Annotated in this window: 14 protein-coding genes; 7 read left to right on the top strand and 7 right to left on the bottom strand. The window is 73.8% G+C overall.

The genetic code is table 11. From position 1 onward, the window contains the following. Position 1: 1 nt before the first annotated feature. The 3 genes from QUV83_RS00285 to QUV83_RS00275 are packed head-to-tail and all read right to left on the bottom strand — an operon-like array spanning position 2 to position 3,161. Positions 2-1,417 (bottom strand): histidine kinase, encoded by a 1,416-nt coding sequence (locus tag QUV83_RS00285; RefSeq protein ID WP_436231855.1) that lies wholly within the window; start codon positions 1,415-1,417, stop codon positions 2-4. After that, positions 1,333-2,202 carry an ABC transporter permease subunit gene (locus QUV83_RS00280; RefSeq protein WP_289561585.1) on the bottom strand — a complete coding sequence of 290 codons (870 nt, stop codon included), beginning with the start codon at positions 2,200-2,202 and terminating at the stop codon, positions 1,333-1,335. The genes QUV83_RS00285 and QUV83_RS00280 overlap by 85 nt, the downstream gene beginning before the upstream one ends. Then, positions 2,202-3,161 (bottom strand): ATP-binding cassette domain-containing protein, encoded by a 960-nt coding sequence (locus tag QUV83_RS00275; RefSeq protein ID WP_289561584.1) that lies wholly within the window; start codon positions 3,159-3,161, stop codon positions 2,202-2,204. Before QUV83_RS00275 ends, QUV83_RS00280 begins: the two co-directional genes overlap by 1 nt. 295 nt (positions 3,162-3,456) lie before the next feature. Here QUV83_RS00275 and QUV83_RS00270 point away from each other — a divergent pair, with 295 nt between their 5' ends. The 3 genes from QUV83_RS00270 to QUV83_RS00260 all read left to right on the top strand — a co-directional run bounded on the left by QUV83_RS00270 (position 3,457) and on the right by QUV83_RS00260 (position 7,031). Beyond that, positions 3,457-4,302: a Bax inhibitor-1/YccA family protein gene (locus tag QUV83_RS00270; RefSeq protein WP_289561583.1), complete on the top strand. Its 846-nt coding sequence runs from the start codon at positions 3,457-3,459 to the stop codon at positions 4,300-4,302. A gap of 208 nt (positions 4,303-4,510) precedes the next feature. Next, positions 4,511-5,917, top strand: a complete 1,407-nt coding sequence (locus QUV83_RS00265; RefSeq protein ID WP_289561582.1) for a cystathionine beta-synthase — start codon at positions 4,511-4,513, stop codon at positions 5,915-5,917. Between the two features lie 76 nt (positions 5,918-5,993). Then, positions 5,994-7,031: an acetylxylan esterase gene (locus QUV83_RS00260; protein WP_289561581.1), complete on the top strand. Its 1,038-nt coding sequence runs from the start codon at positions 5,994-5,996 to the stop codon at positions 7,029-7,031. On the opposite strand, the gene QUV83_RS00255 is transcribed toward QUV83_RS00260, so the two are convergent. After that, positions 7,012-7,617 carry a TetR/AcrR family transcriptional regulator gene (locus tag QUV83_RS00255; RefSeq protein WP_289561580.1) on the bottom strand — a complete coding sequence of 202 codons (606 nt, stop codon included), beginning with the start codon at positions 7,615-7,617 and terminating at the stop codon, positions 7,012-7,014. The genes QUV83_RS00260 and QUV83_RS00255 overlap by 20 nt on opposite strands. Next, positions 7,610-8,461 (bottom strand): alpha/beta fold hydrolase, encoded by an 852-nt coding sequence (locus QUV83_RS00250; RefSeq protein WP_289561579.1) that lies wholly within the window; start codon positions 8,459-8,461, stop codon positions 7,610-7,612. Before QUV83_RS00250 ends, QUV83_RS00255 begins: the two co-directional genes overlap by 8 nt. 156 nt (positions 8,462-8,617) lie before the next feature. Between QUV83_RS00250 and QUV83_RS00245 the strand changes: the two genes are divergently transcribed. After that, entirely contained in the window at positions 8,618-9,022 is a 405-nt protein-coding gene (locus tag QUV83_RS00245) for an FKBP-type peptidyl-prolyl cis-trans isomerase (RefSeq protein WP_066584906.1), read from the top strand. Positions 9,023-9,091: 69 nt separating this feature from the next. Here QUV83_RS00245 and QUV83_RS00240 read toward each other — a convergent pair whose 3' ends face one another. Next, complete coding sequence (locus QUV83_RS00240; RefSeq protein WP_289561578.1) at positions 9,092-9,811, bottom strand: DNA alkylation repair protein; 720 nt, start codon at positions 9,809-9,811, stop codon at positions 9,092-9,094. A 74-nt stretch (positions 9,812-9,885) separates the two neighbouring features. Further along, complete coding sequence (gene msrA, locus QUV83_RS00235) at positions 9,886-10,548, bottom strand: peptide-methionine (S)-S-oxide reductase MsrA (protein WP_289561577.1); 663 nt, start codon at positions 10,546-10,548, stop codon at positions 9,886-9,888. 94 nt (positions 10,549-10,642) lie between these two features. Between msrA and QUV83_RS00230 the strand changes: the two genes are divergently transcribed. From QUV83_RS00230 to ilvA, 3 genes are read left to right on the top strand one after another with little or no spacing between them, the layout of a single operon-like run. Next, positions 10,643-11,872 (top strand): cystathionine gamma-synthase, encoded by a 1,230-nt coding sequence (locus tag QUV83_RS00230; RefSeq protein WP_289561576.1) that lies wholly within the window; start codon positions 10,643-10,645, stop codon positions 11,870-11,872. After that, entirely contained in the window at positions 11,869-13,083 is a 1,215-nt protein-coding gene (locus QUV83_RS00225) for an AI-2E family transporter (RefSeq protein ID WP_289561575.1), read from the top strand. The genes QUV83_RS00230 and QUV83_RS00225 overlap by 4 nt, the downstream gene beginning before the upstream one ends. Then, on the top strand, positions 13,080-14,285 hold the full coding sequence (gene ilvA, locus QUV83_RS00220; protein ID WP_289561574.1) for a threonine ammonia-lyase: 1,206 nt from the start codon (positions 13,080-13,082) through the stop codon (positions 14,283-14,285). Before QUV83_RS00225 ends, ilvA begins: the two co-directional genes overlap by 4 nt. Positions 14,286-14,397: the final 112 nt, after the last annotated feature.

Here is a 14,397-nt window from a genome sequence, read left to right as displayed (position 1 = left end):
GTCACGTCGTCCCCTCATCCCTCGTCGTCAGGCCGTCGTGCGGGGCGTCCCACGGCAGCACGGCCCGCACCCGCCAGCCGGCCCCGTGCGGCCCGGCCTCGACGGTCCCGCCATAGATCGTCGCGCGTTCGCGCATCCCGATGACGCCGCGTCCACCGCCGGGCTCCGTCTCGGGCGCGGGGCGGCGGCCGACGCCCATGCCGCCGTCGTCGGTGACCTCGACCATGATCGTGAGGTCCGTGCGCGTGATCGCCACCACCACGTGGCCGGCGCGCGCATGGCGCAGGGCATTCGTCAGGGACTCCTGGACGATGCGGTAGACGGCGAGCTGCAGTCCGGTGTCCGGCGGGAGGCCGGCGCCTGAGACCGAGAGCTGCACCGCCATGCCGGCCAGCCGGAACCGGCCGACCAGCTCGTCCAGGTCGGTCTCGCCGGGCGTGGGGCCGTACTGGGCGTCGGCGTCCCGCAGCACGCTGAGCACGCGGCGCATGTCGGCCAACGCGGCGCGCCCGGTCTCGGAGAGCTGGTCGACCGCCGCCTGGGCGCTGGCCGGGGACTTGGCGATCGAGGCCCCGGCGCCGTCGGCCAGCGCGACCATCACCGACAGGCTGTGCGCCACGATGTCGTGCATCTCGCGGGCGATCCGGGCGCGCTCGTCGGCGCTGGCGAGCTGGGCGCGCTGCTCGGTCTCGCGGGCGAGCGCGTTGGCCCGGTCCACCAGGTCGGCGACGTGCAGGCGGCGGTTGCGGGCCGAGGCGCCGATCGCGAGCGCCGCGAACCCGAGGACGAGGTAGACGCCCACCTCGCCTGAGAGCTTCGACGGGGCGAAGGCGAGCACCGCCAGGGTTGTCGCGCCGGCGGAGAGGCCGAACGCGGTCCAGGCGACGCGGGGTGTGCGCACGGCGGCGACGGCGTACAGGCCGAAGGCCGCGGCGAGGTCGAAGCTGGACAGGCTGGCCGTGAGGGCCAGGGCGATCGCGCCGAGCAGCGAGAGCACCGCGAGCATGGCCTCGGGGCGCTGGCGCCGGGCGAGCAGCGCGGCCGCGCCAGCCAGGACCACCGGCAGCATGGCGACCGACCGAGGGCCGTCGACCACCAGCGAGTTCAGCACGCCGGCGGCGGCGAAGCTCCCGGCGACGAGCCAGTCCATCGCCACCGGATGGCGCCAGACCCAGCGCCGGACAGGGCCGCCGTGCCGGGCGTTCTGCTCGCTGAACGGCGCCGGCCTCAGCGCGGTGGGCTGGCTCCGCGCGACGCCCGTGCGGGGGAGGGCGGCAGACGAGGGCGCCGGGTCGGGCAGTGCCCGACCCGGCGCCAGGGGCGCGACGTCGCTCAGGCGTCCCTCCGGCGCATGAGCACAGCCGCGACCGCGAGGAGCACGACGACGTAGCCGCCGAGCAGTCCGATGCCCGCCCACGGGGCCAGCGACACGTCCGAGACCATGCCGCCGCCCGACATCCCGCCGAACGACATGATCTGCTCGCCGGCGGTCGTGGGCAGGTAGGCGGCGACGCGCGCCGCCCAGCTGAAGAACACCCCGAGGATGCTGAACACCATGGGCAGGACCAGCATGATGCCGAGCGTGGTGGTGATGGCCCCCGCCGAGTGCCGCATGATCGCGCCGATGGCGAAGGCCAGCAACGTGATGGCCGTGAGGTAGAGCGGCACGCCCGCGATGGCGCGCACCGTCTCGCTGTCGCCGAAGTCCAGGCTCACGCCCGTGCCCGAGAGCAGCGGGAGCGTCACGAGGTAGGACAGCGTGAGGCCGACGACGGAGACGACCACCGTCACGACGGTGAGCACCAGCAGCTTCGCCCACAGCGCGGGCAGCCGGCGCGGGGCCGCCGTGAGGGTGGAGCGGATCATCCCGGTGGAGTACTCGCCGGTGATGCTCAGGGCGCCGAGGACGGCGAGCGCGAGTTGGGCGGCGGAGTAGCCGAAGACGATCACCAGGACGCCGAGCATGCTGCCCTCGTCCCCCTCGGCGGTGACCGCGTTCGAGCGCACGCCGATCGAGAAGATCAAGCTGATCCCGACCATGCCGAGGACGGCCAGGGCGAGGGTCCACCAGGTCGAGCGCAGTGAGCGGAACTTGATCCACTCGGCGACGACCAGGCGCCCGAACGTCACGCCGGGGCGCGCCGCCCGCCCGGCGGAGGTGGTGGCCGGCGTCGTCCCCGCGGCCAGCGTCGTGGTGCTCATCAGTTCTCCTCAGAGGTCACGCCGGACGCTGCGCCGACCGGCGTGGGCAGGCCGGTCGAGGTCGAGTGGTACTCGACGGAGTCGGCGGTCAGGGACATGTAGGCGTCCTCGAGGGACGCGGCGACCGGGGTGAGCTCGTGCAGCACGAGCTGGGCGGCGGCGGCGGTCTCCCCGATGGTCACGGCGGTGGAGCCGGTGACCTCGAGCAGGCCGGGCGCCGAGGTGGAGATGGTCACGTCGGGGGCGCGCAGCAGCTCGGCGAGCTGGGTCGCGTGCGGGGTGCGCACCCGGACGGTGGTGCCGGTGGCGCGGGCCACGATGTCCTGCACCGGGGCGTCCGCGATGATGCGCCCGCGCCCGATGACGATGATGTGGTCGGCGGTCAGCGCCATCTCGCTCATCAGGTGCGAGGACAGGAACACGGTGCGGCCCTCGGAGGCGAGGAACCGCACGAGGTTGCGCACCCACAGCACGCCCTCGGGGTCGAGGCCGTTGACCGGCTCGTCGAGGATGAGCGTGCGCGGGTCGCCGAGCAGCGCCGACGCGATGCCCAGGCGCTGGCCCATGCCGAGCGAGAACCCGCCGACGCGCTTGCCGGCGACGGTTCCCAGGCCGGTCATCTCGATGACCTCGCGCACCCGGGACTTGCCGATGCCGTGCGTGGCGGCCATCGCGGCCAGGTGGTTCGCGGCGCTGCGCCCCGTGTGCACGGCCTTCGCGTCGAGCAGGGCGCCGACCTCGTGCAGGGGGGCCTGGTGATCGGCGAACGGTCGGCCGTTGACCGTGACATCGCCGGCGGTGGGGCGGTCGAGCCCCACGATCATGCGCATGGTGGTGGACTTGCCGGCGCCGTTCGGGCCCAGGAAGCCGGTGACCTTGCCCGGCTGGACGGTGAAGCTGATGCCGTCGACGGCAGTCTTGGACCCGTACCTCTTGGTCAGGCCGCGTGCCTCGATCATGTGACGTCCTCGGATGCAGGGGTGGGGAGCGAGCATCACGAACCTACGGCGGCCGGGAGCGGGCGCGGAACCGTCGCGAGACGGAGATCGCCGGCCGGGGGAGTACGCCGCAAGGAGGACCACCCTGAGCCGAGCGTCCGGGTCGGATCAGGGGGTGGCGCCTCGGGGAACGAATCGGCCGGGTCGCGCGTTTGCGTACTGTAGTGACTGGCCAGCGGCTCCGTCCCCGCGGCGGACCGGCCGTCCACACGACCGCGCCGAGGTGTGCTCGGGGCGCCGCGACCAGGAGGAAGACATGAGCAATCCCGTCTTCGGCAACAGCGACATCTTCGGCGACCCCCGGGAGCGGGCTCGCGCCCGCAAGGGATCCGGGAGCACGTCCACGATGCCGGCGCCCTACGGGCAGCAGGCGCCGTACGGGGTCCCGGCCGATGCCGCGTCGCTGAACGAGCTGTACGAGGCCCCGTCCGCCACCACGGCGCAGACGGGCCGGATGACGTACGACGACGTCATCATGAAGACCGGCGGGCTGCTCGCGCTGCTCGTGGTCGTCGGCGCGGCGACGTGGATGATCGCGCCGGGCCTGTTCTTCATCGGCGCCATCGTCGGCCTCGGCCTCGGCCTGGTGAACGCGTTCAAGAAGACCCCGAGCCCCGCGCTGATCATCGCGTACACGGTGGCCCAGGGCGTCTTCCTCGGCGGCATCAGCGCGTTCTACGAGGCGCAGTACAACGGCGTCGTCGGGCAGGCGGTCCTCGCGACCCTCGCCGTCTTCGGCACGGCGCTGTTCCTGTTCCGCTCGGGCAAGGTGCGCGTCACCCCGAAGTTCACCAAGTTCCTCATGCTGGCGCTGGTCGGCTACGTCGCGTACTCGCTGATCAACGTCGTCCTCATGCTGGTCGGCGTGGGCGGCGGGGACTACGGCCCGCTGCGCAGTGGCGGGCTCGGCATCGTCGTCGGCCTGTTCGCGGTGGGCCTGGCGTCCATGTCGCTGATCATGGACTTCGACTCCATCAAGCGCGGCGTCGAGCAGGGCGCGCCCGCGAAGTTCGCCTGGTCGGCGGCCTTCGGGCTGATCGTCACGCTGGTGTGGCTGTACCTCGAGCTGCTCCGCATCCTGTCGATCCTGCGCGGCGACTGACCGCTAGGACACGAACGACCGGACGCCCGGGTGCGAGTCGCACCCGGGCGTCCGCGCGTCCACGGGGCTGGGTTGATCTATCCCGCCGCACCCGCGTGGCGGGAGGCTGTGCCAGCGACCCTGCTGGTGGGATGATCGCCGGGACGACGCGCGCCAATGCGGGCGCCGCCGTCCGCACCTGCCGCCCACCCCCCGGAGCACCGCCACCGTGAAGTACGCGAAGCACATCTCCGAGCTCGTCGGGAACACCCCCCTCGTCCAGCTCACCTCCGTGACCGAGGGGCTGTCCGCGACAGTCCTCGCCAAGATCGAGTACATGAACCCCGGCGGCTCCGCGAAGGACCGCATCGCGCTGAAGATGATCGAGGCGGCGGAGGCCAGCGGCGAGCTGCGGCCGGGCGGCACCATCGTCGAGCCGACCAGCGGGAACACCGGCGTGGGCCTGGCCCTGGTGGCCCAGCGCAAGGGGTACCGCTGCGTCTTCGTGTGCCCGGACAAGGTCTCCCAGGACAAGCGCGACGTGCTGCGCGCCTATGGCGCCGAGGTCGTGGTGACCCCCACGGCGGTCGCCCCCGACCACCCCGACTCCTACTACTCCGTCTCCGACCGGCTCGTGACGGAGATCGAGGGCGCCTGGAAGCCCAACCAGTACGCCAACCTCAACGGCCCGGCGAGCCACTACGAGACCACCGGGCCCGAGGTCTGGAACGACACGGACGGCCGCGTGACGCACTTCGTCGCCGGCGTGGGCACCGGCGGCACCATCACCGGCACCGGCCGCTACCTCAAGGACGCGTCGGCCGGGCGGGCCGCGGCCGACGGCGGCAGGGTGCGCGTCGTGGGCGCCGACCCGCAGGGGTCGGTCTACTCCGGCGGGGACGGGCGGCCGTACCTCGTCGAGGGCGTGGGGGAGGACTTCTGGCCGACGGCCTACGACCCCGCGGTGCCCGACGAGATCATCGCCGTCTCCGACGCCGACTCGTTCTCGATGACCCGGCGGCTCGCCCGCGAGGAGGGGCTGCTGGTCGGCGGCTCCTGCGGGATGGCCGTGGTGGCCGCGCTGCGCCTGGCCCAGCGCCTGCAGGACGAGGACCCGCAGGCGGCCGCGTCGGCGGTCATCGTGGTGCTGCTGCCCGACAGCGGCCGCGGGTACATGTCCAAGATCTTCAACGACTCCTGGATGCGCTCGTACGGGTTCCTGCCCGCCGAGGAGGGCGCCACCGTCGCCGACGTGCTGGGCGGCAAGAGCGGCCAGATCCCGGCGCTGGTGCACACCCACCCGAACGAGACGGTGCGCGACGCGATCGAGATCCTGCACGAGTACGGCGTCTCGCAGATGCCGGTGGTCGGCGCCGAGCCGCCCGTGATGATCGGCGAGGTGGCCGGGTCCGTGAGCGAGCGCGCGCTGCTCGACGCGGTGTTCTCCGGCGCGGCGGAGCTCTCCGACCGGGTCGACCGGCACATGTCCGACCGGCTGCCGCTGATCGGGGCGGGGGAGTCGGTGGAGGCTGCCCGCGCCGCGCTGCAGCAGGCCGACGCGCTCATGGTCGTCGACGACGGCAACCCCGTGGGCGTCCTGACCCGCCACGACCTGCTCGGATTCCTCACGCACTAACCGACGCCGCCCGACGCCGAGCAGCCGCCGGGCGCCCGCCAGACCCTGTCCACGACCTCGTAGGAAGCGTGTCCTCATGGCCCTGTTCGATCTGCCCCTCGCCGAGCTCGAGACGTACCTGCCGGCCCTCGACGAGCCGGACGACTTCGACGAGTTCTGGCGCGAGACGCTCGCCGAGGCGCGGGCCCACGACCTCGGGCTGCGGCTCGAGCCCGTCGAGACCGGGCTGACGCTGATCGACACGTACGACGTGACGTTCGCGGGATTCGGCGGGCACCCGATCAAGGGCTGGCTGACCCGCCCGGCGGGCGCTGCTGGCCCACTGCCCGCGGTGGTGGAGCTCATCGGCTACGGCGGCGGGCGCGGGCTGCCGCATGAGCGCCTGGGCTGGGCGGCCGCGGGCTACGCGCACTTGCTCATGGACACCCGGGGCCAGGGCGGGCGCTGGGGCGCCGGCGGGGACACCCCCGACCCGGTGGGCTCGGGGCCGGCGACGCCGGGCTTCATGACCCGCGGCATCCTCGACCCCCGGGAGCACTACTACCGCCGGGTGATGACCGATGCGGTGCGCGCGATCGACGCGGTCCGCGCCGTGCCCGGCGTGGACGGCGCCCGTGTGACGGTGACCGGCGGCAGCCAGGGCGGCGGGCTCGCGCTGGCGGTCGCCGGGCTGGCCGACGGCCTGCTCGCCGTGATGCCCAACGTGCCCTTCCTGTGCCACTACCGGCGGGCCGTGGAGATCACGGACACCGACCCGTATGGCGAGATCACCAACTACCTCGCGGTGCGCCGCGGCACGGACGAGCAGGTGTTCCGCACCCTCTCCTACCTCGACGGCGTGCACCTGGCACGGCGGGCGTCCGCCCCGGCGCTGTTCTCCGTGGCGTTGATGGACCCGATCTGCCCGCCGTCCACCGTCTACGCGGCGTTCAACCACTACGGGGCGCTGGCCGGCGGGGTCGAGGACAAGGAGATGGTCGTCTACCCGTTCAACCAGCATGAGGGCGGCGAGGCCTACCAGTTCAGCCGTCAGCTCGAGTGGCTGGCGCCCCGGGTGGCGCGTGGCGCGGAGCCGGTGGCCCTGGACCCGTCCGTCACTGGCTCGCTGTCGTAGCGGCGCCGGTCCTCGCCAGCGCGTCCACCAGCCCGTCGACGAGGTAGTCGAAGCTCACGTCCACGTCGTCCGGGAGGCCGAACCCGCCGTCGAGCTCGAGGGCGACGAAGCCGTGCACCGCCGCCCGGAACGCGCGGACCGCGTCGATCCGGCGGGACTCGGGGACGCCCAGCCGCGCGAGTTGCTCGGCGATCGCGGCGACGGTCTCGCCGGCGGCGGCGTGCACGGCCGTGGCCTCCGGGTCGAACACCCAGCTCGACCCCTGGACGGCGCTGTACCGGCCGGGCAGGGCGCGGGCCTGGTCGCGCACCGCGTGGGCCATGCCGCGCAGCGCGTCCGCGGGGTCGCGCGTGCTGGCGGCGGCGGCGGACAGCGTGGCGGTGAACTGCTCGACGGCGATCCTGGCCACCTCGCGGCGCAGCGCGGGCAGCCCGCCCACGTGCTTGTAGAGGCTGGGTGTCGCGACCCCGGCCCGCTCGGCCACTGCGGAGAGCGTGAGCTGCGCGAACCCGCGCGGGCCGCCCTCGTCCACGAGCTCGAGGGCGAGGGCGACGACGGCGTCGGGCGACAGTCCGGCCCTAGGCACGGGCGGCGCCCGACACCCAGGCGCTGTCCGTGCGGGGCAGCGTGGCGACGTGGCCCAGGACCGCGGGGACCACGACGTCGGGGCGTTGGCCCTGCGGGTAGTGGCCGCTGTCGGGGATGAGTGAGCCCGTCGCCTGCGGCAGCCGTTCCACTAGCCAGTCGAGCTCGGCGGCGGGGTCGGGGAACTCCTTGTCGCCCTCGCCGTAGAGCACGAGCGCGGGGGCCTGGATGTCCTGCACGGCGATGTCGACCTTGTCGGTGACGAGGCTCCGGGCGAGGGCGCCGAACGCCTCCATGCGCCCTGGGCGGCGCAGCGAGGCCCGCAGCGCGTTGATGTGCTCGCCGAGCCAGGGGGCCTGGTGGCCGTTGTTGAGCGAGCGGTAGTACCAGGCCCAGGCGGCCGGGCCCCACGGGCGGCGCAGCAGCAGCGAGACCTGCAGCCGGGCGGCCAAGCCGGCCGGACCGTGGTCCTGCAGGTGGGCGGCGATGAGGACGAGGCCGGCGACCAGGTCGGGGCGGGCGTTCGCGACCCAGGCGGCGGCCCCGGCGCCCACTGAGTTGCCGATGATCACGGCGGGCTCGTCGAGGTGCTCGAGCAAGGCGAGCACGTCCTGGGCGATCGGGACCAGGCCGAGCTCGGCGAAGGTCGCGTCGGAGTCGCCGTGGCCGCGCAGGTCGAGGGCGATGACGCGGTGGCCGGCCTCGGCGAGCGGGCCGGCGAGGTCGCGCCAGGTGGAGCGCAGGTCGCCCATCCCGGGCACCAGCACGACCAGGGGCCCGGCGCCGTGGGAGGTGTAGGCGAGCCGTCCGTCGCCTCGGTCGAGGTGGTGCAGCGTGGTGTCCATGATTTGCAGGCTAATGCCATTAGCCAACGCCGTCTAGTGCCCACAGCGCCCGTCCATCGAGCCCGATTCCGCGCCACCCGGCAGCCGTGCGCGCATCGACGGCCATGACAGGGGAGGATGGACGCCACCTGACGTCCATCCGAGGAGACCACCCCCATGACCGCACAGCTTCCCGAGGCGACCGGATCGTTCGGTGAGAAGCCGACGCTGACCTTCCCCGACGCGGCGCCGCCGGCCGAGCTCGAGGTGGCGGTGCTCAGCCGCGGCGACGGCGCGCTCGTCGAGGCGGGCGACGACCTCGTCGTCAACTACCTGGGCCAGCTCTGGAACGGCCCCATCTTCGACAACTCCTACGACCGGGGCTCGTCGATCAACTTCCCGATCGGGGTCGGCGCCGTCATCGGCGGCTGGGACCAGGCGCTCGTCGGGCAGCAGATCGGCTCCCGTGTGCTGATCTCCATCCCGCCGCACCTGGGCTACGGCGACCGTGGCGTGCCGCAGGCCGGCATCAAGGGCGACAGCACGCTCGTCTTCGTCGTCGACATCGTCGGGGTCAACTGACCCGAGCGCACGACCTGGCGCGCCCGGCCCCGTGCACACGGGACCGGGCGCGTCGTCATGCCGGGCAGGTCAGTCGCGCCGCAGGACGCGCTGCAGGCGCGCCCTGCGCCGGTTCTCGCGGTCCACCCAGCGCACATCCGGGTCGGACGAGCCCGCGAGCCGGGCGAACCGGGGCAGGCCGTGCTCCGGATCGGCGGCCACCGCCACCGACCAGCAGTAGCCCAGGGTCTGCCGCAGCACCCGCACCTGGGGGTTGCGGCGGACGAGCGGGGACATCCCGCTCAGGCGCTCCGTCGCCCGGTCGCACACCTCCAACGCGAGGGCCGCCGTCTGAGGATCGCGCAGCAGCCGCGGCTCGCACACCCCGGCCAGCGCGGCCCGCAGCGCCAACGGGTCCGCCTCGGCCATCCAGGCGCGCACCACCTCGCGCAGCAGGCCGGCATCGGCGTCGCCGACGCGCTGCAGCGCGAGGACCACCGCCTCCCGGATCCGCCACCGCTCATCGTCGGCCTCGGCGCGCAGCCGCTCGACGACCCGCGCGCGGACGGCGTCGTCGTCGGAGCGGGCCGCCAGGGCGCCCAGCGCGACCACGCCGCACAACCGCGGGTACTCCCGATCCGAGTCCACCAGCCGCCAGGCCGTGTCCGCGTCGGCAACCTCGGCCACGGCGCCGGCGAGCTCCAGGTTCGCGCGCGGGCCAGGTAGCCCCGAGCGGGCGTCGAGGTACACGTCCAAGGCGTCCCCGGCCAGGCCGGCGACCGCCTCGCGGTACTCCTCACGACGTCCCACGGGCAGAGGCTAACGCTGGTGGCTGTGACGGGCGGCGCGGCCCCGCGCCACCCGTCAGGCGGGCCTGCCGCGGCTCACGGCACGGGGCAGGCGACCCCCGTGGAGTGGACCGGGCAGTACCCGTTCGGCACCTTGTGCAGGTACTGCTGGTGGTACTCCTCCGCGTAGTAGAACGGGCCGGCGTCGGCCGCGTCGCGGATCTCGGTGGTGATCTCCCCATAGCCGTTGCGCGCCAGCTCGGGCGCGTACAGGTCGCGGGTCGTCCGGGCCGCCTCGGCCTGCTCGGGCGTGGTGGTGAAGATCGCCGAGCGGTACTGGGTGCCCACGTCGTTGCCCTGGCGGAAGCCCTGCGTCGGGTCGTGCAGCGTCCAGAACGTGCGCAGCAGCTCGGTGGTGGGCAGCACCGCCGGGTCGTACGCGACCATCACCGTCTCGGTGTGGCCGGTCAGGGCCGTGCACGTCTCGTCATACGTCGGGTAGGGGGTGAACCCGCCCTGGTAGCCAGCCGCCGTCGTCACCACCCCGGGCAGCTGCCACATCTCCTTCTCGGCGCCCCAGAAGCACCCGAGCGCCAGGTAGACCACCTGGGTGCCCTCCGGCCACGGGCCCCGCAGCGGTGTGCCCAGCACGGCGTGCCGCTCGGGCACCGGGTAGGCGTAGTCCTCGCGCCCGGCCAGGGCCCGGTCGGGCGTGACCATCGTCGACTTCATCGCGGAACCGAACAGCCATCCGGCCATCTCGTCACTCTCCTCGGGTCACACCGTGCAACAGCAGGGGGGATGTGCCGTGTTCCCGACTGCCACTGACAGGCGCACCGCCTAGCCTGTCCCCGTGACGACCGACTCCCACGCCCTCGACCAGCCCTCCGGCCACGACTGGGACGCCGCCGGGTTCTCCACCCGCGCCATCCACGCAGGTCAGGACCCGGACGCCGCCACCGGCGCGGTGGTGCCCCCCATCTACCAGGTCTCGACGTACAAGCAGGACGGCGTCGGGGGCCTGCGCGGCGGCTACGAGTACTCCCGGTCCGCGAACCCCACGCGCGCCGCGCTCGAGGAGGCGCTGCGGGCTGCCGAGGGCGGCGGCGCCGGCTTCGCGTTCGCGTCCGGGCTCGCCGCGGAGGACACGCTGCTGCGCGCGGTGCTGCGCCCCGGCGACCACGTCGTGGTGCCCGACGACGCCTACGGCGGCACCTACCGGCTGATCGCCCGCGTGTTCGGCCCGTGGGGCATCGACCACACGCCCGTCGACCTGGCCGACCCGCGCGCCGTGGTCGACGCCATCCAGCCCGGCCGCACCAAGCTCATCTGGGTGGAGACGCCCACCAACCCGCTGCTCGGCATCGCGGACATCGCCGCGCTCGCCGCGCACGCCCGCTCGGCCGGCGCGCTGCTCGTCGTCGACAACACGTTCGCCACCCCGTACCTGCAGCAGCCCCTCGCCCTCGGCGCGGACGTGGTGGTGCACTCCACGACCAAGTACATCGGCGGGCACAGCGATGTCGTCGGCGGCGCCCTGGTGACCGCCGACGGCGCGCAGCTCCCCGTGGGCCTCGTCGGGCCGACGGGCACGACCTCGCTCGCGGACGCGGTCGGCTTCCACCAGAACTCGTCGGGCGCCGTCGCCGGGCCGTTCGACTCGTGGCTCACGCTGCGCGGGCTGAAGACCTTGGCCGTGCGGATGGACCGGCATATCGCCAACGCCACGGCCGTGGCCGACTACCTGGAGGCGCACCCCAAGGTCACCGAGGTCATCTACCCCGGCCTCGCGTCCCACCCGGGACACGAGGTCGCCGCCCGCCAGATGAGCGGCTTCGGCGGGATGGTCTCCTTCCGCACCGGGAGCCTCGAGTCGGCGCTCGCGGTCTGCGCGAAGACCCGCGTGTTCACCCTCGCCGAGTCGCTGGGCGGCGTCGAGTCGCTCATCGAGCACCCCGGCAAGATGACGCACGGCTCCGTCGCGGGCACGGCCCTGGAGGTGCCGGACGACCTGGTCCGCCTCTCGGTGGGCATCGAGGACCTGGCCGACCTGCTGGCTGACCTGGAGCAGGGCCTCGCATGAGTGATTCCCCCGACGCGACGCCCGACGCGACCCCCGTCGTGGCGTCGATCCCGCGCTCGGTGCGGCTCTCCGCCGCATGGTCCTGGCGGGTGCTGCTGATCATGGCGGCCACCGCTGTGGGGGTGTGGGTCGTCAGCGTGCTGAAGACCATCGTGGTGCCGATCGCCATCGCCATCCTGCTCGCGGTGCTGCTGGCCCCGGTGGCGCGGTTCCTGCGCGAGCGGGCGCGGTTCCCCCGGGGGCTCGCGGCGGGCGGGGCGCTGATCGGGCTGCTGGGCCTGGTCGGCGGGCTGCTCACTGTCGCGGGCAACTCGGTGGTCAAGGGGTTCGGCGAGCTCGGCGACCAGGCGGCGCAGGGCATCGACGAGATCACCCAGTGGCTCGCCGAGGGGCCGCTGCAGATCTCCGCCGACCAGCTCGACCAGTACTTCAGCCAGCTCGGCACGTCGATCACCGAGAACAGCGACGGCCTGGTCTCCGGCGCGCTGTCGGTGACGACCACCCTGGGCCACGTCGCGGCAGGCGCGCTCATCGCGCTGTTCTGCACGTTCTTCTTCCTGCTCGACGGCACCGCGATCTGGCGCTGGTGCGTGGGCCTGCTGCCCGTGCGCGCCCGGGCCCGCACCCACCAGGCCGCCCGCCGCGGCCTGGTCACACTCGGCGCCTACACCCGCACGCAGATCCTCGTCGCGTTCGTCGACGCGGTGGGCATCGGCGCCGGCGCCGCGATCCTGGGGGTGCCGCTCGCGCTGCCCCTGGGCATCCTGGTGTTCATCGGCTCGTTCGTGCCGATCGTCGGCGCCGTGCTCACCGGCGCGATCGCCGTGCTCGTCGCCCTCGTCGCGCAGGGGCCGGGCGCCGCGATCATCATGCTGGTCATCGTCCTGGCCGTGCAGCAGATCGAGGGACACGTGCTGCAGCCGTTCATCATGGGCCACGCGGTGTCGCTGCACCCCGTGGCGGTGCTGCTCGCCGTCGCGACCGGGTCCCTGCTCGCGGGCATCGTCGGGGCGCTGCTCGCGGTGCCCGTCGTCGCCGTGATCAACACGGTGGTCCTCTACTTGCACGGGCATGACAAGTTCCTCGACTTGGGGGACGACGACGCCTTCCACGGCAGGCCGCCCCATCCGCCGACCCCCGTCGCCACGGCGCCCGCCGCCCCCGCAGACCCTGCCGACCCCGCTGACCCTGCTGTGGAGGACCGCTCATGACCTGGGTGGAGGAGGTGCGCTCAGCCGCCGCGCTGCTGGACGGGATCGCGACCCGCACCCCCGTCGACGCCAGCCGGGCGCTGTCCCAGGCCGCCGGCGCCGACGTGTGGCTCAAGTGCGAGAACCTGCAACGCGCCGGCTCGTTCAAGATCCGCGGCGCGTATGTGCGGATGGCCCGCCTGGACGCCCAGGAGCGGGCGCGCGGGGTGATCGCCGCCAGCGCCGGGAACCACGCGCAAGGGGTGGCGCTCGCCGCCCGGCTGCTGGGGATCAACGCCGTGGTGTACATGCCCGTCGACGCCGCACTGCCGAAGGTCGCCGCGACCCGCGACTACGGCGCCGAGGTGCGGCTCGTGGGCTCCAGCGTCGACGAGGCGCTCGTCGCGGCCCTCGCGGAGTCCGAGCGGACCGGGGCGGTGCTGATCCACCCGTTCGACCACCGGGACGTCGTCGCCGGCCAGGGCACCATCGCGCTCGAGATCCTCGAGCAGGTGCCGGGCGTCGCCACGATCCTGGTGCCCGTCGGCGGGGGAGGCCTCGCCGCCGGCATCGCCGCCACCGTCGCCGAGCTGCGGCCCGATGTGCGCGTGGTGGGAGTCCAGGCGGCCCGCGCCGCCGCCTACCCGGCCTCGATGGCCGCCGGGCGCCCAGTGCCCGCCGCGAGCGTGCGCACCATGGCGGACGGCATCGCCGTGGGGACCCCCGGTGTGGTGCCGTTCGAGATGCTGCACGCGCTGGGCTGCGAGATCCGCACCGTCACCGAAGAGGACCTCTCACGCGCGCTGCTGCTCGTGGCGGAGCGCGCGAAGCTGCTGGTGGAGCCGTCGGGGGCCGCCGCCGTCGCGGCGCTGATGGCCGCCCCCGCGGGGACCTTCGAGGGTCCCGCGGTCGCGGTGCTCTCCGGCGGGAACATCGACCCGCTGGTGCTGCTGCGCGTGGTGCGCCACGGCCTGGCCTCGGCGGGCCGGTACCTGCAGCTGCGCGTCAAGGTCGACGACTCCCCGGGCGCCCTGGCCGGCCTGCTCGGCGAGCTCGCTGCCACCGGCGGCAACGTCATGCACGTCTCGCATGTGCGCACCGGCACCGGCCTCGCGATCGACGAGGTGGAGATCGAGGTGCAGGTCGAGACCAAGGGCCCCGAGCACTGCGCCCAGGTGCGCGAGCACGTGCTCGCCGCCGGGTTCCGGCTCGTCGAGGGCTGAGCCGCCCCCTCGACCGTGATCAGGGCAGGCAACGGGCGAGGGCCCCGCACCGTGAAGGTGCAGGGCCCTCGCCACTGCGATCGGCTTGCGCCGCGCACGCATGCGCTCCCGA

It is taken from the genome of Cellulomonas cellasea, assembly GCF_030372105.1.
GTDB lineage: Bacteria > Actinomycetota > Actinomycetes > Actinomycetales > Cellulomonadaceae > Cellulomonas_A > Cellulomonas_A cellasea_A.
The sequence above is the reverse complement of the archived record's forward strand: the minus strand, read 5'-3'. Positions and strand labels throughout refer to the sequence as shown.

What these genes read in the sequence shown, in the direction of transcription:
- QUV83_RS00280 (WP_289561585.1), bottom strand. Translation starts at nt 2,202, where the DNA reads ATGAGCACCACGACGCTGGCCGCGGGGACGACGCCGGCCACCACCTCC.
- QUV83_RS00275 (WP_289561584.1), bottom strand. Translation starts at nt 3,161, where the DNA reads ATGATCGAGGCACGCGGCCTGACCAAGAGGTACGGGTCCAAGACTGCC.
- QUV83_RS00270 (WP_289561583.1), top strand. Translation starts at nt 3,457, where the DNA reads ATGAGCAATCCCGTCTTCGGCAACAGCGACATCTTCGGCGACCCCCGG.
- QUV83_RS00260 (WP_289561581.1), top strand. Translation starts at nt 5,994, where the DNA reads ATGGCCCTGTTCGATCTGCCCCTCGCCGAGCTCGAGACGTACCTGCCG.
- QUV83_RS00250 (WP_289561579.1), bottom strand. Translation starts at nt 8,461, where the DNA reads ATGGACACCACGCTGCACCACCTCGACCGAGGCGACGGACGGCTCGCC.
- QUV83_RS00245 (WP_066584906.1), top strand. Translation starts at nt 8,618, where the DNA reads ATGACCGCACAGCTTCCCGAGGCGACCGGATCGTTCGGTGAGAAGCCG.
- msrA (WP_289561577.1), bottom strand. Translation starts at nt 10,548, where the DNA reads ATGGCCGGATGGCTGTTCGGTTCCGCGATGAAGTCGACGATGGTCACG.
- QUV83_RS00225 (WP_289561575.1), top strand. Translation starts at nt 11,869, where the DNA reads ATGAGTGATTCCCCCGACGCGACGCCCGACGCGACCCCCGTCGTGGCG.
- ilvA (WP_289561574.1), top strand. Translation starts at nt 13,080, where the DNA reads ATGACCTGGGTGGAGGAGGTGCGCTCAGCCGCCGCGCTGCTGGACGGG.